Raw genomic sequence first — 21,531 nt, 5'->3', positions numbered from 1 at the left:
CAATGCCGTTCAATTACAGGAGAGTAATTGACCATTATGTTGAGCACTTCCTTGCATCATCAATTGAGGCGTGCAGCAAACCCTTATTAATGAGAATAAAATAAACCTACCGCAAAATACTTTCAGCCGGTCAAATAAGAACCTTTGGCGCAAACTGATATGCATTCAAGATTAATCTAACTCACCAATCACTAATTCACCGCATGAATCAATTTTCATTAAATGGCACAATAAACTCAAGGTATTTTTCGGTGTAATTTTACACCGCAACATTTATTCACTTAATAAAAGTTCTTTACCATAATGCAGCCACTTATTAACGTCGAAAGAATGTTCCTGGGTTTGCGAGAGGTGACATAAATGACTGTAAATGAACAACAAAAGTTCTTTTTCTCTGATGATGCGTATCTCAGAAACAAAAAGCCCACCGCTGAAATAGAAAAAATGCTTTATCACCTCACGCCATTTTCTAACAAATTTGAAACACAAGATCGCCAGATAATTAACTATGTGGATGACGAAAAGCGTAAATGCTTTTTGTTGCATAAAGGTTGCGTGTCGCTTTACCGTAGCGTTGATGGGATGGTACTGAATACCGAATCTGCGCCCTTTATTTTCGGAATGAGTACGCAAATGACGGATCCTGAATATCTTTTCATTCGCACCCATGACGTGTCCGAAGTGAGCTGGATGCCGCTGGAGGTTGCCAATCAGATTATTGCCGACAATAATCTCTGGCGATCATTATCGCAGATGCTGATATATACCGTGACGCGGGTTTACGATCACTGCACTAAAATATCGTCACTGTCGTCATACGATATTATTCGTTATCAGCTGTATGAATTAATGAGCGAACCGGAAGTGATTCGCCAGAGCGTGACTATCGCTAACTATGTGCAAAGCAGAACCTTTTTGTCGCGCAGTAGCATCATGAAAATCCTGGCGCAGTTGAAAACCGGGGGCTACATCACGACCGACAAAGGGTTACTGCTGGATATCCATAACATTCCGCTGAAGTATTGATGTACGCAAGCGCACGCTGTTGCTAAATTTAAGGTAATAAATTGCAACCTGATACGTGCTGATATGAAAGAGTCTTTTCTGCAAGGCATGACGACGCAGGCAAAGTCGCAGGCAACGCATGATCTCATCGACCTGATCACGCCCTATGTCGTGTTTGAAGATGTTCCGGCCCGCACACAGCTGCACTTTTCCGTTAATAACGTGAATATGTGCTACATCCTGCGTTCTGGTCTCGTGAAGATGGGCAGAAGCACGGATGACTTTGTTCTCTCGTCAATCCCAACGCCAAACATCATAGGCATTACTGACCGAGTTCCGCATGAGTCAGGCCTGTTTCTGGAGACGCTGAGCGCCGCTCAGATAGCCACCCTGACCACAGAAAGGGCGCATCACATCATTGGGCAAAATAACGCCTGGGAGCTGTTGGTCAAACACATGACCGCCGTCGCCACCAATCTCTTTAAAAAAAACGTAATTATGACCGCCCCCAGTACCTACGACGTGATGAAGTTTCAGCTGGTGACGCTGATGCGGGAGCCCGCAGACCTGCGTGAATCGATCTCAACGGCAAAATACATTCTCGAAAGAACGCGTCTGTCACGCAGCACGGTGATGAAAATGCTCTCACAGCTTAAGCAAGGTGGATATATCGAAATGGAAGACGGTGTACTAAAAGCGGTGCATCGTTTGCCGGATAAGTATTGAGCCCTTTGCCCCTCACCCCGGCCCTCTCCAGGGGGCGAGGGAGAAAGCCAGCGCCGAGCGGTCCTCTCTCCAAAGGGCGAGGGAGAAAAGCAGTATCGAGCGGTCCCCTCTCCAAGGGACGAGGGAGATAACCAGCGCCGAGCGGTCCCCTCTCCAAGGGGCGAGGGGAAAACCAGTGCCGAGCGGTCCCCTCTCCAAGGGACGAGGGAGAAAGCCAGCGCCGATCGATCCCTCTCCAAGGGACGAGAGAGAAAGCCAGCGCCGATTGATCCCCTTTCCAAGGGGTGAGGGAGAAAGCCAGCTCCGGTCGGTCCCCTCTCCAAGGGACGAGGGAGAAAGCCAGCGCCGAGCGGTCCCCTCTCCCTTTTAGGGAGAGGGTTAGGGTGAGGGTAAAGGTCTGATGAATGGCTCAATCCCCACTACTGCGCCACATGGATCCGCTGAATAATGGCACGCCGCCCATTTTACTCCAGCCCGCCTGCAGGTAACTCCACGATCCAATCGTCGACGAGGTTTTGAATAATTCCAGCCCATAACGCTTCACGCCAGTCAGACGCGTAGCGGGTTGGTGCCATAAGGGCAATAGAAGTATAGCGGGCAGCATACTGGCTACCCGCCGTTTCAGCCTACCCCAATATTTCCCTCAGCACCGGGCCGATGGCCTCAAACGCCTGCGGGGAGATGATGTCCACGTGAGCGCAGTTCTGGCGATAAACCTCAAGTTCTTTCACCCACGGGCCCCAGGCGCGATGCGGGTCCTGTCCCGGCGTCAACGTTTTTTCCGCCACAAACAGTGTCGCTTTGCCGTCGAACGTCACGCTGTGTGCGGTGGTTAACAGGCGCACCGCATCGGCGTAATTGCCTTCAATCGCATTGAACAATTCACCGGACGCTTGTCCCTGTTGCGCCGCCAGAAACGCTTCACGCTCGCGGTTAATTTCCGCCAGCACTTCCGGATCCAGGCCGTTGGCTTCCTTTTCCGACCAGTTCTGCGTTTCCGGCGGCCAGGTATCCAGTAACCCGAGGAACGCCACCGCTTCACCGCGCTGACGTAAACGCGCCGCAATACCCTGCGCCAGCGTGCCGCCGAGCGAGTAGCCGAACAGATAATACGGGCCGTGCGGCTGCTGTTGCAGTAGTGTCGTCAGATGGTGCTCGCACAGCGCATCCAGATTTTCTGCGCTGACCATTGGTCCTTCCGGACGAGGCGATTGAATGCCAGTTATCGACCAGTGCGGGCTCAGCCAGCGGGCCAGCACGCTGAACTGCCAGGCAAAACCGGACGCCGGATGGAAACACCACAGGGTTGGCCCACTGCTTTCACGCAGCGGTAGAATCGCCTCATAACCCAGACGCTGAGCCTGCGCATCGTTCACCGAATCCAGCAGATGACTGAGCTTACCGACTGTCGAGGCGACCATCACCTGTCCCGGCGTGACCTGACGCGCAAAGGTTCGGCTGAGCTGCGCCGCCAGACGCATCGCCAGCAGCGAATGGCCGCCGAGCGCGAAGAAATCAGCATCGACGTCGCCAATCTCACAGCCCAGCAGCGCTTCGAACGCTTTAGCCACCGCGTGCTCAGTGGTGCTTTCCAGCGCACGCCCCGGTGCTTTTTGCGTCAGTTCCGGCAGCGGCAAGGCTTTACGGTCCAGTTTGCCGTTGGCGCTCAGCGGTAGCGAGGCCAACGAGATAATCGTGACCGGCACCATGTGTGGCGGCAGTTTGTCACGCAGACTTTCCAGTAGCAGGTCACACACTATCGGCAACCCGGAATCGGACACCACATAGCCCACCAGTTGACGCGCATCGCCTCCCACCGCCGCGGCCTGATTCAACACACAGGCATGTGCCACAGCCTGAGCCACGCCCGGCAAACTCAGCATCATGCGCTCAATTTCACCGAGCTCTATACGTTGCCCGCGAATTTTGAGCTGATCGTCGCTGCGGCCCAAATATTCCACCGCGCCGTTATCGAGCCAGCGCGCCACGTCACCGGTGCGATACATGCGCTCACCCGGCGCAAACGGATCGGCGATAAAGCGGCTGGCGGTCAGGTCCGGACGCCCCATGTAGCCCTGCGCCAGCTGAATGCCGGTGAGGTATAAATCTCCCGCCACGCTGAACGGAACCGGGCGCATTTGCGCGTCGAGAATGCGTAACCCGGTATTCCACACCGGGAAACCAATCGGCACACTATTGCCGCTGACCGCCACCAGTTCAGGGCCAAATGCCGGATACCAACTGACGTCCACTGCCGCTTCCGTCGGGCCGTATAAATTGTGCAGCGGCGCATGAGTGAGCGCTTCCCATTCGCGGCACAGCGTGGTTGGCAGCGCTTCGCCGCTACAAAAGACCTGCTTCAACATGCGGCACGATGCCACGTTTTCGTCCGTTAATGAGGCCACGAACGCCGCCAGCATCGACGGGACAAAGTGGGTGGTGGTCACGCCGAAATCAGCGAAGAACCGTTGCAGCGCCTGCGGATCGCGATGGGCGTCCGGCTCGGCCATCACCAGTTTTGCACCGGTGATAAACGGCCACCAAAATTCCCACACCGAGACGTCAAAACTGCACGGCGTTTTCTGCGCTACCACGTCGGCGGCAGTCAGCGGATAGTGATCCTGCATCCACAGCAGGCGGTTGACGATCGCCGTCTGCCCAACCATTACCCCTTTCGGGCGGCCGGTCGATCCGGAGGTAAAGATAATGTAGGCGGTGTGATCTGGCTGCGACAACGCCAGCGGTGTGTCGTTCCCCGCGGCCAACGGCGTGCTGTAGCACAGCGTGTCGATCCCGGGAAAACGGCTGAGCTGATCCTCAGACGTAATAAGCAATGACGGCTGCGCATCTTCGAGCATCATGTGCAGACGATCGTCCGGATAGCCGGTGTCGAGCGGCAGCCAGGCCGCGCCCGCTTCCACGATCCCGTGCAGCGCCAGGGTCAAAAAGACCGAACGGGGCAGCGCCACCGCCACGCTGTCGCCGGGTTTGACTCCGCGCTCACGCAGCAGATTCGCCAGGGCGACCACCTGCTGGCGCATTTCGCGATAGCTGAACTGCAGCCGGGCATCTGCCAGCGCGGGCGCGTCAGGCGTTTTCACCGCCTGGGCCGCCACCAGCGCACTGAGCGTGCTTTCCGGTAGCATCATACCGGTTTCATTAATCTGTTCGAGGCGCTGATATTCCGTGTCTGACACCAAATCCACGTCGCCGCAGCGAAGCGCAGGATTGGCGGCAAACTGTGTGAGCATCGCACTTAATCGCGCCATATGCTGGCGTAACGTCAGCTCGTCGTAGCGCTGTTGGTTAGCCAGCACTTCAATGGTCAGGCCGCCCTCTTCGTCCGGGAACAGCGCCAATTCCAGGTCATTCACCGGCCCGGTGGCGAGTGTATGCGTGGTGGTGTGAACGCCGTCGATCTCAAGCTGATAATCGAACACTTTGACGTTAAAAACGGGGCCAAACAGGGGGGCGTCACCCGCAACCTTTCCGGCATCGCGTACGATTTGTTCAGCGTCATAGCGCTGATGGCGCCGCATTTTTTTCAGTTGCGCCCCCAGACGATTGGCCAACTCGGACAGGGTTTCTTCCGGTTTGAGAGTGACCGCCAGCGGCAGCACGTTCAACACCGGTCCGGTGGCGGTGAGCGCCGCCGAACCTAAACGGCGCATGAAAATGTAGCCCGCCGCGTAGTCGTTACGGCCACACAGTCGGCCCAACCACAGCGCCGCCAGCGCAAGGGCTAAATCGGTGCGCGGGCTGGCGGTGGCAGCCGATAAACGGCTAAACGCCTGTTTGTCGGCACTGAGTTTTAAACGCCAGATGGCGGTGGTCGAGGCGCGGCCCGGCAACGGTACAGCAGATAGCGAGGCCGGAGACGGCAACTGCTGGCGCTGCTCAGCCCAGAAAGCACCGTCGCGGGTCCAGGCGTCGCTGTCGCGATAGTGCTGATATTCATCGACCACTTCCGCAAAGGGCGTAAACGGTGATGCCGGCAACGTTTCGCCTTTCAGCAACGCGCGATATATGTGTACGATCTGTCGGGTGATGGCGGGAAAACTGAAGCCATCAACCAGCAAATGGTGATATCGCTGATACCAGTACCAGCGGTTGTCGGCCACACGTAACAGCTGATGACACACCAGCGGGTTGCCGCTGTCGACGCGGGTGTTTTGCGCTAAATCAGCCTGCATGTGTGCGAGTGCGGCGGCGTGCGCGTCGGCTTCATGACGTAAATCCTGCACCGCTGAAACACCCGGCGTGAGCGCGTCATCCACCCTTTGCCACGGTTCACCATTTTCTTCGGTGAAGCACATACGCAGAGTATCGGCCTGCGCCAGCCCCATCGTTATGGCCTGCTGTAACAGTGACGCGTCAATCGCGCCGTCGAGTTCAACGTAATGGGCGACGCTCCAGGCATTTGGCAGCGTGGAGAGCTGTTCCGCCATCCAAATCCCGGGCTGGGCCGCAACCAGCGGTAACCGTTCAGTCATGGCGACCTCCGGCAAAATGGGCAGGGTTCAGCGTGGTCCAGCGCGCCGCCAGCCAGGCGTTGCAGACCTCGGCGCTTTGCGGTTCACAGACGATTTCCCAGCCCGCCGGGAGGGCGCACTGCTGCGGCCAAAGGCTGTACTGCTGGCGAGAATTTTGCAGGATATAAAACTGCCCTTGCGCATCATCGAAAGGGTTACTGATTTGCATACCAAACTCCTGTCGTAAAGCGCGCTTTATGCATCGACCAGCGGCTGCCAGAGCGCAATCAGCCCCGCAGTAAGCCCGCCACGCCAACACAGCGCATCGTGTCCGCCGTCAACCTGACGCCAGAAAACCGGCTGCTGTTGTAGTTGTTGTAAGAGGGCCTGATTGGCCTCAAAGATGACCGGCTCGCGACGTCCGGCTTCAAGCCAGATGCGCAGGCCTTGCGCTGAAAATTCACCGCGAGAAAGTTTTTCAAGAATAACGCCGCCATGGCGATCGCCACGTTTCGGCCACCAGTAGGAGCCGGACTGGCTCAGCACGCAGCCAAAACGCCGCGGCCAACTGAGCCCGGCGAACATGGCTGCCAGTCCGCCGAAGCTTTGCCCGGCGACAAGCGTGCGTTCCGGCTGCTCGCTGAACGGCGCGATGCGCTGAATCTGTGGCAGTAATTCTGCCTGTAACGCCTGCCAGAAATCGGTGTTGCACGGCATTTCCGCGCTGCGATGGGCGGTGTCGATGGCATCCACCAGCACGTACACCGCTGCGGGAAGCTGCCCTTCGCTGGTCAGTCGGGCGAGCGGAGACCACACCGGCATACTTTCAGCCCAGAATTGACCATCAAGCAAAATCGCCAGCGGCCGCGCATGCTGCGACGGTTTTCCGGTGGTGTAAATCCACACCCGGCGGACGTTCCCAAGACGCTGACTGCGCCATTGAATACACACCGGCGGCGTGTACGGTTCGTCAGGGCGGTCCCAGCCTGGCTGTTCAGGGGCATCGGGCAGTGACAATGCCGATACCGCATGCCCGCGTCCACCGCGCCAGCTGTGCTTATTGCGCGGATCGGCCATCGCCTGCGGCAACAATTTTCGCCAGCCTTCGCGCAACAAAATGCGATTTGGCGCGTCGCCGTTAAACAGCGCTGCATCGAAATCATCGTCACGTTCGGAAGGAATAAAACAGTAGCTGCCGCGCCAGCTGGCAGGTAGCCGCGTGTGCCACTGCCAGACGTCGGTGCCCGGCACACGGGACAGCGTCTGCGGCACTGAATTCTGGTGATGATCGGTCACGCCGGTGATGTAAAGCCACACCCGCTTGAGAGTCGAATGCTGCTCGCTGCCCGCCGGATCGCGCCAGAAAAACGTGACGTGGCAAAACTCCCCTTCCCGCCGCCATTGTGGCCCGTCAATGCGTTCCCACCAGGCAGCACTCCCTGTCGTTACCGTCTGCGCCACGTCAACCCCGCGTTATGTGTGGAATTTTGTTACACCTCAAAATTTATTGATAATATTATTGATAACTATTTGCATTTGCAATAGCGTATTGGCGCGCGTTTAGAACATTTACAGCCTCAGAAGTATGCCGGGGCTTTACACTTACAGCAGGACGTTGGCTCACAATGAATAACAAACTCAAATCTCTGGCCTTACTGGTCAATCTGGGTATTTACGGGGTGGCATTACCAGCATTCGCAGAAGAGACCGCAAAGGCAAAAACTGCAGACGCTGAAGAAACCATGGTGGTTACCGCGGCGCAGCAGAACCTTCAGGCGCCAGGTGTTTCAACCATTACCGCCGATGAAATCCGTAAACGCCCGCCCGCTCGTGACGTTTCCGAAATTATCCGTACCATGCCTGGCGTTAACCTGACCGGTAACTCCACCAGCGGCCAGCGCGGGAATAACCGCCAGATTGATATTCGCGGCATGGGCCCGGAAAATACCCTGATCCTGATTGACGGTAAGCCTGTCACCAGCCGTAACTCCATTCGTCTGGGCTGGCGCGGCGAGCGTGATACCCGTGGCGACACCAGTTGGGTTCCGCCAGAGATGATTGAGCGTATCGACGTTATTCGTGGCCCAGCGGCGGCACGCTACGGCAATGGCGCAGCAGGCGGCGTGGTGAACATCATCACTAAGAAAGCCAGCAATGAGTGGCACGGGACATGGGACACTTACATGAACCTGCCGGAGCATAAAGATGAAGGCTCCACGAAGCGCACCAACTTCAGCCTGACCGGCCCGATGGGCGGCGATTTCAGCTTCCGCCTGAACGGCAACCTGGATAAAACTCAGGCCGATGCCTGGGACATTAACCAGGGCCATCAGTCTGAGCGTACCGGAATTTACCAGAACACCCTGCCCGCCGGGCGCGAAGGGGTGGAAAATAAAGACATCAATGGCGTGCTGCGTTGGGACTTTGCGCCGATGCAGTCACTGGAACTGCAGGCGGGCTATAGCCGTCAGAACAACCTGTACTCGGGTGATACCCAGAACACCAACACCAATGATTTCGTCAAAGAGAACTACGGCAAAGAGACCAACCGTCTGTACCGTCAAACCTACTCTCTGACCTGGAACGGCGGCTGGGATAACGGCATCACCACCAGCACCTGGGCGCAGTACGAACACACCCGCAACTCGCGTAAAGGTGAAGGCCTTGCGGGCGGCACGGAAGGTATCTTCAACTCAGATAAATTCGTCGATATCGATCTGGACGATGTGCTGCTACACAGCGAAATCAACCTGCCTATCGACTTCGTGTTCAACCAGACGCTGACTGTGGGCACCGAGTGGAACCAGCAGCGCATGAAGGATATGGCGTCGAACACCCAGACCTTTATGGGCGGCACCGTTCCGGGCTACAGCAGCACCAACCGTAGCCCGTATTCGCAGGCCGAAATCTTCTCGCTGTTCGCGGAAGACAACATTGAAGTGACCGACACGACGATGTTAACTCCGGCGCTGCGTTTCGATCATCACAGTATTGTCGGCGATAACTGGAGCCCGTCCCTGAACCTGTCGCAAGGGTTGTGGGATGATTTCACACTGAAAATGGGGATCGCCCGCGCCTATAAAGCGCCGAGCCTGTACCAGACCAACCCGAACTACATTCTCTACAGTAAAGGCCAGGGCTGCTACGCCAGCGCCAGCGGCTGCTACCTGCAAGGGAATGAAGACCTGAAAGCGGAAACCAGCATCAACAAAGAAATTGGTCTGGAATTCAAGCATGATGGCTGGCTGGCGGGTGCCACCTGGTTCCGTAACGACTATCGCGACAAAATTGAAGCAGGCTATGCACCGGTGTACACCAACGGTTCCGGGACCGATCTCTACAAGTGGGAGAACGTACCAAAAGCCGTGGTTGAAGGCCTGGAAGGCACCTTGAACGTCCCGGTGAGCGAGACCGTAAACTGGACCAACAACATCACCTACATGCTGCAAAGTAAGAACAAAGAGACCGGCGATCGTCTGTCTATCATCCCGGAATACACCCTCAACTCGACCCTGAGCTGGCAGGTGTATCAGGACTTCTCCGTGCAGTCGACCTTCACCTGGTACGGCAAGCAGCAGCCGAAGAAGTACAACTACAAAGGCCAACCGGCGACCGGTACTGAGCTGAACGAAGTGAGCCCTTACAGCATTCTTGGCCTGAGCGGCACCTGGGATGCGACCAAATACGTAAGCTTCACCGCGGGTATCGATAACCTGTTCGACAAACGCCACTGGCGCGCGGGTAACGCCCAGACCACCGGCGGCGCGACGGGCTATATGTACGGCGCGGGTGCAGAGACCTATAACGAGTCTGGCCGCACTTACTACATGAGCGTGAATACACACTTCTGATAACGAGGCAGCCCTCTCCTGCGGGAGAGGGTATCGCGATGAAAACAGAGCACAGCACCTTCTCCCTCAGCGGTTATACGCTTCACCGGATTGATTTCGACCCCGCGACCTTCACCGACACCGATTTACTGTGGCTACCCCATCACGCTCAGCTTTCGCCTGCTGGCAAAAAGCGAAAAGCGGAACATCTGGCGGGTCGACTGGCAGCATTTTATGCCTTACAGCAACATGACCTTCGATACATCCCGGCTATCGGCGATAACCGACAACCGCTGTGGCCCTACGGCTGGTACGGGGGCATCAGCCATAGCGGCACGACTGCGCTGGCGGTGGTGTCACGGGAACCGGTTGGGGTGGATCTGGAAACGGTATGTAGTACGGAGATTTGTGACGAGATTGCTGACAGTATTCTTTCGTCCGCAGAACATGAATTGCTGAAAAGTTCTGAGCTTCCTTTCCCGTTGGCGCTGACGCTGGCGTTTAGCGCCAAAGAGAGCGTGTATAAGGCGTTAAGTTTCGCGACCAACGACATCCCCAGTTTTACGGCCGCCCACGTTGTGGCGATTAACGGGCAACACATCACGGTGCAGCTGACCGCCGCCTTTGCCCCCGCGCTGGCGGGGCGAATTTGTCGGCTGGCATGGCTGCGGATCAATAATCAGCTCGTGACCCTACTGCCAAAAACTCTCCAGTCGGCGTAGCTGCTGACCTTTATCATCAAAGTTGCTTTCACCAAGCCAGGCCTGAAGCGCGGTATTAATCGCGGGCCATTCGCCGTCAATTATTGATAGCCAGTCGCTGTCGCGGTTACGGCCTTTGCGCACCATTTTTTGACGGACACGGCCCTCGAAGGTGAAGCCGAGGCGCTCCGCAGCCTGTCGCGACGCGGTGTTCAGGGAATCACATTTCCATTCCACACGGCGATAGCCACAGGCGAAGGCTTCGCGCAGCAGCAGCCAGACCACTTCGGTGCTGATGACGCTGCGCTTCATGCGCAGTGACCAGCTGACATGACCGATTTCCACCGTGCCGTTGGCGTGGTCGATTGCCATCAGGCACACCAAGCCTGCAGCGCGTTCGCTACGTAAATCAATGACCGCGAATGGCACTAGCGCAGCATCATCCACTTTGCCCTGTAGCCAGGCATTGGCTGCTGCAACGGACGCAGGGCGCTCGCTGCCGAGCCATGTCCAGTCGCTTTCATCCACCGCCAGGGCGAAAGCCTCGAACAAATCGGCGGCATGATGCGCAGCGTTCAGTGGTTCCAGTCGACAGGTTCGGCCCGTTAACGGTTTACGTTCCAGGATTCCCGCGCCCTGCCAGTCAGGCAGTGAATCACCCACTAATTGTCCGTACTCGTTGATTTCCGCCACGCCGCCTCCCAATAATGATTCATCAAGGTTATATCACTTAACCCTACGGCTTCGCATCTTCCCTGGCTGGCGGCGTCCTGCTGCCGGGCAGGTTTTTTGTCATTCCGAATGAGCGTCTCGCTGAACTGATTTTTTGTCGCCTATACTGACAAAAAAACTGCCGGACGTTGCCATGTCACTACCTGACTTTCATATTTCCGATCCCTACACCCTCGGCATTGAGCTTGAGATGCAGATTGTTAACCCGCCGGGTTTCGACCTGAGTCAGGACTCTTCGAGGCTGATTGATGAGATTGGCGAGACGGCTTCGGCAGGTGAGGTCAAACACGACATCACCGAGAGTATGCTGGAGATTGCCACCGGCGTGTGCCACGACATCCACCAGGCCAGCAGCCAGTTTTCCGCACTTCGCCAGACGGTGCTGAAAGCCGCGTCGAATCAGCACCTGCAAATTTGCGGCGGCGGGACCCATCCGTTCCAGAAATGGCAGCGCCAGGAGGTGTGCGATAACGAGCGCTACCTGCGCACCCTGGAACAGTTCGGTTATCTTATTCAGCAGGCGACGGTGTTTGGCCAGCATGTTCACGTCGGCTGTCCCAACGGGGATGACGCCATTTACCTGCTGCACGGCCTGTCGCGTTTTGTGCCACACCTGATTGCCCTCAGCGCCGCATCGCCCTATTTACAGGGCGCAGACAGCAAATTCGCCTCGTCGCGTCTTAACGTTTTTTCGGCTTTCCCGGACATGGGCCCGATGCCGTGGGTCGCCAACTGGCAGGAGTTTAAAGGATTGTTTCGCCGCCTGAGCTATACCAGCCTCATCGACAGCATCAAAGATTTGCACTGGGATATTCGCCCCAGCCCGCATTTTGGCACGGTTGAAGTGCGGGTGATGGACACGCCGCTGACCCTGGCACACGCGGTGAACATAGCCGGGCTGATTCAGGCCATTTCCAGTTGGCTGTTGGAAACACGGCCATTCAAGCACATGCCGCAGGATTACCTGCTGTACAAATTTAATCGTTTCCAGGCCTGTCGTTACGGGCTGGCGGGGGTGCTAACCGACGTGCATTCGGGGGAACAGTCGACGATATCCGATGACATTCAGCGCCTGCTGGAGAAAGTCGCGCCGTGGGCCGATACGCTACAGGCCAGCAGCGCGATTGACGATCTTGCGCGGAGGGTACAACAAGGCTACAGCGAGGCAGACCGGATGCGTGAATTTATCGCCGACGGTGGCTCGTTGATATCGCTTGTGGAAAGGCACTGTGAAATCTGGGCGGCGTGAACCAGAACCGGGCCAGCAGGGTTGCCGTCAGCGGGCGTTTCCAGGACAATGTCCTTTTTTAACTGCTGATTAACAATACCATGAAGCATCCGCTTGAATCTCTGGTCACCGCTGGCGGCATTTTGCTGATGGCCTTTTTGTCCTGTTTGCTGCTGCCCGCCCCTTCCCTGGGGCTGACATTGGCGCAAAAATTAGTGTCCGTGTTCCATCTGATGGATCTCAGTCAGCTGTACACCATCCTGTTCTGCATCTGGTTTTTGGTGCTCGGCGCGCTGGAGTTTTTCCTGCTGCGCTTCGTCTGGCGTCGCTGGTTCTCACTTGCGGACTAGCCCGGTAAAATCACGCATCCCTTCCACCAACGCTTCGCACCACGCGGCATAATCATGGCCGCTGGACGACGGGTGGAAGCTGACGCGATACCCTTTGTCACGCAGCACCTGCTCAAACTCCCGCGTGTTCGGGTAATTTCCGCCGCCGGGACCGCGCGTTTCAAACGTGCCAGCCTGGAGCCAGAAACGAATCGGATAGCGCGGCGCCTGCTGATATTGGCGCGTCAGCCAGTCAGTGGCTTCGCCTTTTGGCGCCCACCAGTACGAACCGGACAGGCTTAGCACATTGCCAAACAGGTTCGGATAACGCAGCGCCACCCACGCCGATGCCAGCCCGCCGTAGCTCGACCCCGCCAGCACCGTTTTATCCCGTTGCAGACTCAAACCTTTACGATGCAGCCATGGCAGAAGTTCGTGCGCCATAAAATCGGCAAAGCGCGGATTCGGCGGCAGCTCTGCTCCGCGTCGGGCGTTATCCAGCGTATCGATAAACACCACGTTGACCGGTGGCAGCACGTGCCGCGCAATCAGATCGTCGAGCACGTTGGCAAAATGGTAATCGTCCTGATACTGCTTACCGTCAAACAGCAAAAGCGTCCAGCGCGCGGGCTGCGATACGCGTGGGCGATAAATTTTGATTTCGCGCGTGTTGCCGAGAAAATCGCTGTCAATCTGATGGCGCGTCAGCTGCCCGTACTGAATCGGCTTTTTCATGCGCTGTAAGGTGCAATAACGCACCGGATCCAGCGCCAGTAGCGAATAACGGTTCCAGCGATCGCTGGCAGGATTGAGGCTGTCAGGATTGAACGGATCGGCCTGCGCACTGACCAGGATCGCCCGCTGCTGTTCGTGCGGATTACCCTCGATTTTCGGCACGTCCGGGGCCAACTGGTATTGCATCAGCGTGTCAGTGGGGACGACATAGCTGCGAAACCAGACGTCAGAATTGCCGAGCCGGAAAAGTGGATCGTGCTCGCCCGCAGGCGATCCGAGCAGGAACACATTCTTATGCGCCCCGCGCCACAGGAACGTCACCCGTTTATGCCGCGAATCGACCGGCTCCACCAGCGGTGTGCCCTCAAGCTGGCGCGCCTGCCAGAAGGCTTCAGTCGTGGCACCGCGATCAAGCTGTTTCGCCAGGGTTTGCAGTAGCGGGCTGGCAGGGTCCGGTTTGTCGCCGCTGGGAATTGCCGATGTTTCTTTCATGCGCCACTGAAAATGCCAACGGTCGCCTTCATTACCCTGCAGCACGAGCGTGGTGGTTTGGTTTGGCGGGAGTGAAAAAAGCAGCGTTTGCGTACCGTCCGCCGGGCCGCCTTCAATCAACGCGCGGATTCGGCGGTTGTCACGGTCGAGTAAACGGGCATCCGTTACGCCTGAAAGCGTCGCCTGCACATAGTTTTCGCCCAGCTCTGGCAGCTCAAAACAGACCTCCCCGCTGGCATCAAATTTTCCCTTTTGCTCTCCCTGAACGGAAGGCGACTCGCAGGCCACCGCCGCGGTGGGCACCGTACTCAGCCCAATCAACAGACCTCTCCATGCCATCTTCATTACGTGCTTTTTCCTGTAGAAATGGGAAAACAACGTTAATGCAAATGGGAATGGTTTTCAATATTACATAAAAGAGGGGTAATAAAATCCTCGCCGTCGATGTGCTTGAATGGGCCTACCGTGCTGAATCGTAAGCCCATTCAATAACGCGCGGCCAGCTAATGCGCGCGGCTTTGGTTCTCTTTACGCCACGCACCAGGCGGCTGCTTGAAGGTGCGCGTAAACACGCGAGTAAACGTCTGCTGTGAGTCAAAACCGTACTTCAGGCAAATGTCGTACACCTTCTGATCGGTATCGCGTAATTCCTGTGCCGCTAACCGCAATTTGCGCTCGCGAATATAGCGGCCAAGGCTTTCCCCTTTTTGCTGCATAAACAGGCGCTGCAAATGCCATTTCGAATATCCCGCATGTCGGGCGATATCGTCAATGCGCAGCGGCTGATGCAGGTTGTCGTCAATCCACTCGACGATGGTGTCAATAACCTGAGCGGAAATCGTCATACCTTCCTCCCCTTTTCTGAACTGTAAGGTGGTTATTCCCACCAGGCACGGAACTGCTGATCACGATTGGCAACCCACACTGGCTCACCCTGAACCGGCGTTAGCAGGCGATAATCTTTCCCTTCGCTGAAGGTGCTCAGCTGTTTGTACGGGTCATCCCAGGTATGTTTCGCCAGAACAAATCGCCCTGCATGGCCCGGTAACACCGCCCGAGCGTTCAGGTCGACCGCAGCCTGCGCTGTTTCTTCCGGGAGCATATGAATGTATTTCCAGTCCTGGTCGTACTGGCCGTTTTCCATAATGGCTAAATCAACGTGACCAAACTGCTCGCCGATGGCCTTGAAGTGCGGGCCATAGCCGCTGTCACCGCTGTAATAAATATTCTGCTCTGGCGTTACGAACATGAAACTGCCCCATAACGTCTGATTGCGCTTCAGACCACGGCCGGAGAAATGGCGCGCCGGAAGCACATGCACGGTCAGTTCATCGCTGATGTCGACCTGTTGCTGCCAGTCCGCTTCGGTAATGATCGCGCTGTCCATTCCCCAGTAACGAAGGTGCGATCCGACGCCCAGCGGGGTGACAACGCGTTTAATCTTCGGCATCAGCGCCTTGATAGTGGCGTGATCCAGATGATCGTAATGGTCGTGAGAGATGATGAGCAGATCGATGTCCGGCATCGCTGCGGCGGTCCACGGGTACTCCCCTTCAAATGCTTTATTGAGGAATGAGAACGGCGCGGCGTAGCTGCTGAACACCGGGTCAATCAGGATGCGCTTCCCGGCGAGCTGCAAATACCAGGACGAATGGCCGAGCCAAATCATCACATCCTGCTGCACCGGCAGGTTCGCGAGATCGGTTTTGACCATCGGCAATGGCTGCTCTGGTCGAGCGTTCGGACGTTTAGTGGTCAGAAACTCCCAAATTGCGCGCGGCATACTTTTCTGCCCGGACCAGCTTGGCGTCGGCTGCTGGTTATGAAACTGACCGTCGTGATAGTGCGCGGAGCTTTCCACAGCATTCAACTGTGCGCCCTGCGGCGCCTTGCCGAAACCGGCATTCAACACGAACGGTAAACTCGCTGCACTGGCAATTAACATAATGACAACCACACTTAAAAGAGGACGCTGCATATCCTGGCCCGATGACACGCTCCATCCGGCTGGAGACAATTAGGAGAAAACTTGATTATGAGTGAGTAAGCACTCATTATAGGAAGGACGCGAAAGTCGTCAAGCCGATTTTCAATTTTTGACATTCAACATTGAAGTGCTGTCAGGGGCATGTTTCAATCGGTGTCTTTTCTAACCTGAGAGGTAAGGTGTAGTGGCTCGTCCTAAGAGTGAAGACAAAAAACAAGCGTTACTGGAAGCCGCGACGGCCGCTATTGCTCAGCAAGGTATCGCCGCCTCAACGGCCCTGATCGCCCGCAATGCGGGGGTTGCCGAGGGAACGCTGTTTCGTTATTTCGCCACCAAAGACGACCTGCTCAACACCCTTTACCTGCATCTGAAAAGCTCGCTGTGTGAGACCATGCTGACGGGCATTACCGATGCCGTCACGCCGAAAGATTTCACGCGCTGCATCTGGAACAGCTACATTTCCTGGGGCGTACGTAATCCTGTCGGCCATAAAGCGATTCGCCGTATGGCTGTCAGCGAAAAAATCACCGCAGAAACCAAGCAGCAGGTCACCGACATGTTCCCGGACCTGCACAAACTGTGTCAGCGTTCGGTGCGCAATATCTTCCTCACTACCGCCTTTCAGGCCTTTGGTGACGCGCTGTTTTTATCGCTCGCCGAAACCACCATCGAATTTGCCAGCCATGAACCTGAGCGCGCAAACGATTTAACCGCCCTCGGATTTGAAGCCATGTGGCTGGCACTGGCCGAAGAAACCACCGCATGAATGGCGACGCATTAGTCAAACACGCGCACCAGTTTGCGCTGGAACTGCCCTTCACCGAACAAAGCTGGCCATTTGGCCCGGAATATGATGTGTATCGCGTCGGCGGTAAAATCTTCATGATCGCCATGACCCTGCGCGGAAAACCACTTATCAATCTGAAAGCCGACCCGCAGAAAGCCCTGCTGCATCAGGAAATTTATAAAAGCATTGAGCCGGGTTATCACATGAACAAAAAGCACTGGATAACCGTTTACGGCGGTGACGACATCAGCCCCGAACTGGTGGAGGATTTAATCACCGACTCCTGGCACAAGGTGGTCGATAAACTGCCGAAGCGCGCTCAGAAACACCTGCGCCCGCAGTGATTTTCTGGCGCAAACGATAAGTGTTATCGCATTTTTGACACTTATCATTTGCCGACACTCCCTGTACTCTGCTCCCACTGAACGCGCTTAAGGCGCTGTAATCCTTGAAGGGGAGTCATCATGGACATTATTTCTGTTGCGTTAAAACGCCATTCAACCAAAGCCTTCGACGCAAGCATGAAGCTGAGCGATGAACAGGCCGAAAACCTGAAAACCCTGTTGCAGTACAGTCCCTCCAGCACCAACTCTCAGCCGTGGCACTTTATCGTTGCCAGCACCGACGAAGGCAAAGCGCGCGTCGCGAAATCTGCCGCCGGTGGTTTCGTGTTCAACGAAAGCAAAATGCTGAATGCATCCCACGTGGTGGTATTCTGCGCCAAAACGGCGATGGACGATGCATGGCTAGAAAAAGTGGTCGATCAGGAAGAAATTGACGGCCGTTTTGCGACCCCGGAAGCAAAAGCAGGCAACCAAAAAGGCCGCGTGTTCTTTGCCGATTTGCACCGCAAAGAGCTGAAAGATGATGCACACTGGATGCAGAAACAGGTTTACCTGAACGTCGGTAACTTCTTGCTCGGCGTAGCGGCAATGGGTCTCGATGCCGTACCAATTGAAGGTTTTGATGCGGCGGTGATGGACAAAGAGTTTGGCCTGACCGAGAAAGGCTTCACCAGCGTGGTGGTGGTGCCGGTTGGCCGTCACAGCGTGGAAGATTTCAACGCCGCGCTGCCGAAATCTCGTCTGCCGCAGAGCACAACGCTGACTGAGATTTAAGGTTACAGCCCGGTCTGTGTACTGCGACCGGGCATTTTCAGTAAAGCTGGATCAGCGGTGATTCCACGCCGCAGGCCAACGCGTACCGCGTCAGGGTATCCAGACTGGCGCGTGTCACATTAGCTTCCATTCGCGATACTGTCGGCGCGCTAACGCCCATGCGCTGGGCGACCTGAGAACGGGTTAAGCCCGCGTGTGCCCGCCATTGCGCCAGCATTTCGCGCAATCTTTCCTGACGGAGTTCTGCATCGTAAGCCACCTGCACGCCTGGCAGCGCCAGCATCTCTGCTCGCACATCGTCCCAGTTAATGATTTTCTTGCTCATCCTGCATCTCCTTTAACCGTTTCATCGCCAGCGACAGTTCCGCTACAGGTGTTTTTTGCGTCTTTTTCACAAACACGCGCAGCAGCCAGATAGTTCTGCCATGGCGATACACATAAATTCCACGGATGTGAAAAAAGCCCACCGTACGGATCTCAAACAGGCCGTTACCCAAAGGCTTAGTATCCGGCTCTCGCAGCGCCGTTGGATTCTGACGTAGCTTGTCCAGTTGGCGTATTATTTTGCCCTGTACACTGGGCGGCAACGCAACAAGTTCATCACGTACTGCACCGTGCATATCTAATATGAACATCCTGTTCTTTCTCCCGAAGAGATTAGCATATAAGGCAAATTGCATTAAAGGCTAAATGCAGCCCCGTGCCCGAAACGTAGCGTATCGGACAAACGAAGTCACAACGGGTGAACAGAACGTGAAACACGCTCGAGAAAAAACGTTTACACGGGGGTTTCTGGGGAAATTACTTTGTAAGTCGAACGTCACCATATGCAGCGTGCCTGTTTGCGGGCGACGTTCATCTCTTTCCTTCGATTGTCATCGGGTTATTGCGACTCAGCCCTGCTGTGCAAACCACGCCAGCGCTTTCTCACCTTCTTCGTCTACCGGTAAATAGACCAGCAGACGCGAACCGTTGCGCGGCGCGGAATACCAGTACATCTGTTGCAGGCTAAACGCACCGAGTTCAGGGTGGTTAAACCGTTTGATTTGATTCTCGACGCCGCGCACTTCGTAGCGCTGATGCCACAGGGCTTCGAATTCCGCCGAGGCCGCGAAGAACCGCGCCAGCTTGTTTTCCCACTCCGCCTCCCCACGATGTTCAACCATTGCAGCACGAAAATAGGACACAAACATCGGCAGCACATCCGGGTTCGCCAGGCGACTGCGCCAGTGGTCATTGGTGAGATAAAGATAGATGCAGTTGCGATCTTCCTCCGGTATCGTCGCGAAATCGACCCCCATCATGCGGCAAAAGCTGTCGTTCCACGCCACGATATCAAAACCGGGTGTCTGGATGCTGGCAGGCTGTGGCATCAGGCTGTCGAGCATTCGGCGTGTACCGGGGCTGATGCCTTCACATTTCGGCACCTGTAACGATTCCAGCGGAGCCAGCCCGGCCAGTACAAACAGATGGCGCGTTTCCAGCGCGCTGCACTGCAACGCCTGCGCCACCGCCTGCATCACAACCACTGACGGATTCACTTCCCTGCCCTGCTCCAGCCACGTGTACCAGGTCACGCCGACGTCTGCCAGCATCGCCACTTCTTCCCGTCGCAGACCCGGCGTGCGCCGTCTTCCACTGCGGGGCAATCCGAGCCGCTGTGGATCCAGACTTTCTCGCCGTGAACGTAAGAATGCGCCGAGCTGTTTACGGTTGTCGTCATAGCGCGTGGCAACGCGTTCAGGCTGTGTAATAAGTGACATGTCACCTCCAGCAGGGTAGTGCCAATACCAGTATAAGTAAGAACTGGTACCCGTTTATTTATTCAGCGATGCTACGTCCGATCCCTGAATGACGCAATGGAGAATCCCATGAAAACGTCTGCTGTTTCACCCGGTCGCGCCGGTCTGTTGTTGCTCTTAACCGGGCAGATGTTACCGCTGATTGATACGTCCATCACCAACGTGGCGCTGGATTCCATCACCCACTCGCTGCACACCAGCCCGACTCAGCTAGAGCTGATTGTGGCGCTGTATGGCGTGGCCTTCGCCGTGTGCCTGGCGATGGGCAGCAAGCTTGGCGATAACTACGGTCGTCGACGCCTGTTTATGTGGGGCGTGGCGCTGTTTGGCCTGGCCTCCCTGCTGTGCGGCATGGCGAACTCGATTCATTCGCTGCTGGCGGCTCGCGTGTTGCAGGGCGCGGGGGCGGCGCTGATCGTGCCGCAAATCCTCGCCACCCTGCACGTCACACTGAAAGGCTCCGCCCATGCCCGGGCGATTAGCCTATACGGCGGCATCGGCGGAATTGCGTTTATCGTCGGGCAAATGGGTGGCGGCTGGCTGGTGTCGGCGGATTTCGCCGGGCTGGGCTGGCGTAACGCCTTCTTCATTAATGTACCGATTTGCCTGCTGGTACTGGCTTTTAGTTATCGTTATGTGCCCGAAACCCGCAGCGAAACGCCGTCGGGCATCGACTGGCCTGGCACGCTGTATCTGGCGGCGATCCTTTGCTGCCTGCTGTTCCCGATGGCGCTCGGCATGGAGCTGCACTGGCCGTGGGCGCTGAAGCTGCTGCTGCTGGCGCTGGTGCCATTGGTCTGGCTGATGCGCGCCAGCGCGCGGGAAAAAGAGCAGCGCGGGCAAACGCCTCTCCTGCCGCCACGGCTGTTGAAACTGCCGAGCATCCGCTTTGGCGTGCTTATCGCCCTGCTGTTCTTCAGCGCCTGGTCCGGCTTTATGTTTTGTATGGCGCTGACCATGCAGTCGGGTCTTGGCATGGCGCCGTGGCAGTCGGGGAACAGCTTTATCGCGCTCGGTATCGCCTATTTTATTTCTGCGCTGTACGCCCCGAAACTGATTGCTCGCTACAGCATGGGACGCATTCTGCTCACCGGGCTGACGGTGCAAATTAGCGGCCTGCTGTTGCTGATGTTTACCTTCTGGTATTTCGGTATGCACACCTACGCGCTAACGCTGGCCCCGGCTACTGCGCTGGTCGGCTACGGTCAGGCGTTGATTGTGAATAGCTTTTACCGGATTGGGATGCGTGATATTGACGCCCGCGATGCGGGAGCCGGCAGCGCCATTCTCAGCACATTGCAGCAGTCGACGCTGGGACTCGGGCCCGCGGTATTAGGCAGCGTGTTTCTGGCGCTGGCGTCACAGGGCGATTACACCGCCGCCATTGTCGGTTTCCTGGCGCTGGAAGTGGTGATGATGCTGGTCCTCGCCGCGCTGGTGCTGAGCTACCGTCGTCATTTAAATCGCAGTCCGCTGCCGTCAATATAATCCCGCCTGATTTGCATCTCTTTCTGTCAGCGGTCATTATGACTTTTCAGATGCCCTTAATAATTCGAGTTGCAGGTGCGTTTGCGGCGTGAAGGATGA

General features: G+C 56.4%; 21 protein-coding genes. 10 read left to right on the top strand and 11 right to left on the bottom strand.

The genetic code is table 11. The features are described from left to right. Positions 1-633: 633 nt before the first annotated feature. A complete protein-coding gene (locus MUU46_RS16775; RefSeq protein WP_258966110.1) occupies positions 634-1,026 on the top strand; it encodes a helix-turn-helix domain-containing protein in 393 nt (130 codons plus the stop codon). Between the two features lie 63 nt (positions 1,027-1,089). Beyond that, a complete protein-coding gene (locus tag MUU46_RS16770) occupies positions 1,090-1,731 on the top strand; it encodes a winged helix-turn-helix transcriptional regulator (RefSeq protein ID WP_258966109.1) in 642 nt (213 codons plus the stop codon). A 409-nt stretch (positions 1,732-2,140) separates the two neighbouring features. Here MUU46_RS16770 and MUU46_RS16765 read toward each other — a convergent pair whose 3' ends face one another. From MUU46_RS16765 to fes, 4 genes are read right to left on the bottom strand one after another with little or no spacing between them, the layout of a single operon-like run. Beyond that, positions 2,141-2,335, bottom strand: a complete 195-nt coding sequence (locus MUU46_RS16765; protein ID WP_258966108.1) for a DUF817 family protein — start codon at positions 2,333-2,335, stop codon at positions 2,141-2,143. Positions 2,336-2,357: 22 nt separating this feature from the next. Beyond that, the gene (gene entF / locus MUU46_RS16760; protein ID WP_258966107.1) at positions 2,358-6,224 is read right to left on the bottom strand and encodes an enterobactin non-ribosomal peptide synthetase EntF; all 3,867 of its coding nucleotides are present in this window, start codon (positions 6,222-6,224) and stop codon (positions 2,358-2,360) included. Further along, positions 6,217-6,432, bottom strand: a complete 216-nt coding sequence (locus MUU46_RS16755) for an MbtH family protein (protein ID WP_110511116.1) — start codon at positions 6,430-6,432, stop codon at positions 6,217-6,219. Before MUU46_RS16755 ends, entF begins: the two co-directional genes overlap by 8 nt. Before the next feature lie 26 nt (positions 6,433-6,458). Next, complete coding sequence (gene fes / locus MUU46_RS16750) at positions 6,459-7,664, bottom strand: enterochelin esterase (RefSeq protein WP_258966106.1); 1,206 nt, start codon at positions 7,662-7,664, stop codon at positions 6,459-6,461. 164 nt (positions 7,665-7,828) lie between these two features. Here fes and MUU46_RS16745 point away from each other — a divergent pair, with 164 nt between their 5' ends. Both MUU46_RS16745 and entD read left to right on the top strand, forming a co-directional pair. Continuing rightward, entirely contained in the window at positions 7,829-10,054 is a 2,226-nt protein-coding gene (locus MUU46_RS16745) for a TonB-dependent siderophore receptor (protein ID WP_258966105.1), read from the top strand. 38 nt (positions 10,055-10,092) lie between these two features. Further along, positions 10,093-10,755 (top strand): enterobactin synthase subunit EntD, encoded by a 663-nt coding sequence (gene entD / locus MUU46_RS16740; RefSeq protein WP_258966104.1) that lies wholly within the window; start codon positions 10,093-10,095, stop codon positions 10,753-10,755. Here entD and MUU46_RS16735 read toward each other — a convergent pair. Beyond that, complete coding sequence (locus MUU46_RS16735; RefSeq protein ID WP_159754667.1) at positions 10,726-11,427, bottom strand: GNAT family N-acetyltransferase; 702 nt, start codon at positions 11,425-11,427, stop codon at positions 10,726-10,728. The two genes, entD and MUU46_RS16735, sit on opposite strands and share 30 nt — an antisense overlap. A 172-nt stretch (positions 11,428-11,599) precedes the next feature. Here MUU46_RS16735 and MUU46_RS16730 point away from each other — a divergent pair, with 172 nt between their 5' ends. Together MUU46_RS16730 and MUU46_RS16725 are read left to right on the top strand one after the other, a co-directional pair. Then, entirely contained in the window at positions 11,600-12,715 is a 1,116-nt protein-coding gene (locus MUU46_RS16730) for a YbdK family carboxylate-amine ligase (protein WP_258966103.1), read from the top strand. Positions 12,716-12,795: 80 nt separating this feature from the next. Beyond that, complete coding sequence (locus MUU46_RS16725) at positions 12,796-13,044, top strand: DUF1158 domain-containing protein (RefSeq protein WP_159754673.1); 249 nt, start codon at positions 12,796-12,798, stop codon at positions 13,042-13,044. On the opposite strand, the gene MUU46_RS16720 is transcribed toward MUU46_RS16725, so the two are convergent. The 3 genes from MUU46_RS16720 to MUU46_RS16710 all read right to left on the bottom strand — a co-directional run bounded on the left by MUU46_RS16720 (position 13,030) and on the right by MUU46_RS16710 (position 16,228). Beyond that, positions 13,030-14,595: an alpha/beta hydrolase gene (locus MUU46_RS16720; RefSeq protein ID WP_258966102.1), complete on the bottom strand. Its 1,566-nt coding sequence runs from the start codon at positions 14,593-14,595 to the stop codon at positions 13,030-13,032. The genes MUU46_RS16725 and MUU46_RS16720 overlap by 15 nt on opposite strands. 158 nt (positions 14,596-14,753) lie before the next feature. Continuing rightward, on the bottom strand, positions 14,754-15,095 hold the full coding sequence (locus MUU46_RS16715; RefSeq protein WP_159754679.1) for a RamA family antibiotic efflux transcriptional regulator: 342 nt from the start codon (positions 15,093-15,095) through the stop codon (positions 14,754-14,756). A gap of 32 nt (positions 15,096-15,127) precedes the next feature. Then, complete coding sequence (locus MUU46_RS16710) at positions 15,128-16,228, bottom strand: MBL fold metallo-hydrolase (protein WP_258966101.1); 1,101 nt, start codon at positions 16,226-16,228, stop codon at positions 15,128-15,130. A gap of 193 nt (positions 16,229-16,421) precedes the next feature. Between MUU46_RS16710 and MUU46_RS16705 the strand changes: the two genes are divergently transcribed. The 3 genes from MUU46_RS16705 to nfsB all read left to right on the top strand — a co-directional run bounded on the left by MUU46_RS16705 (position 16,422) and on the right by nfsB (position 18,142). Next, on the top strand, positions 16,422-17,003 hold the full coding sequence (locus tag MUU46_RS16705; protein ID WP_159754684.1) for a TetR/AcrR family transcriptional regulator: 582 nt from the start codon (positions 16,422-16,424) through the stop codon (positions 17,001-17,003). Continuing rightward, positions 17,000-17,368, top strand: a complete 369-nt coding sequence (locus MUU46_RS16700) for an MmcQ/YjbR family DNA-binding protein (RefSeq protein ID WP_159754687.1) — start codon at positions 17,000-17,002, stop codon at positions 17,366-17,368. Before MUU46_RS16705 ends, MUU46_RS16700 begins: the two co-directional genes overlap by 4 nt. A 120-nt stretch (positions 17,369-17,488) precedes the next feature. After that, entirely contained in the window at positions 17,489-18,142 is a 654-nt protein-coding gene (nfsB, locus tag MUU46_RS16695) for an oxygen-insensitive NAD(P)H nitroreductase (RefSeq protein WP_258966100.1), read from the top strand. 37 nt (positions 18,143-18,179) lie between these two features. On the opposite strand, the gene MUU46_RS16690 is transcribed toward nfsB, so the two are convergent. The 3 genes from MUU46_RS16690 to MUU46_RS16680 all read right to left on the bottom strand — a co-directional run bounded on the left by MUU46_RS16690 (position 18,180) and on the right by MUU46_RS16680 (position 19,905). After that, positions 18,180-18,467, bottom strand: a complete 288-nt coding sequence (locus MUU46_RS16690) for a helix-turn-helix domain-containing protein (RefSeq protein ID WP_159754693.1) — start codon at positions 18,465-18,467, stop codon at positions 18,180-18,182. After that, on the bottom strand, positions 18,448-18,777 hold the full coding sequence (locus tag MUU46_RS16685) for a type II toxin-antitoxin system RelE/ParE family toxin (RefSeq protein ID WP_159754696.1): 330 nt from the start codon (positions 18,775-18,777) through the stop codon (positions 18,448-18,450). Before MUU46_RS16685 ends, MUU46_RS16690 begins: the two co-directional genes overlap by 20 nt. Positions 18,778-19,035: 258 nt before the next feature. Beyond that, positions 19,036-19,905, bottom strand: a complete 870-nt coding sequence (locus MUU46_RS16680; protein ID WP_258966099.1) for a helix-turn-helix transcriptional regulator — start codon at positions 19,903-19,905, stop codon at positions 19,036-19,038. Positions 19,906-20,013: 108 nt separating this feature from the next. On the opposite strand from MUU46_RS16680, the gene MUU46_RS16675 reads away from it, so the two are divergent. Next, a complete protein-coding gene (locus tag MUU46_RS16675; RefSeq protein ID WP_258966098.1) occupies positions 20,014-21,432 on the top strand; it encodes an MFS transporter in 1,419 nt (472 codons plus the stop codon). The last annotated feature ends 99 nt before the right edge of the window (positions 21,433-21,531 follow it).

Source organism: Scandinavium tedordense, from assembly GCF_024764965.1.
Lineage (GTDB): Bacteria > Pseudomonadota > Gammaproteobacteria > Enterobacterales > Enterobacteriaceae > Scandinavium > Scandinavium tedordense.
This window is presented reverse-complemented; position numbering and strand designations above follow the sequence as displayed.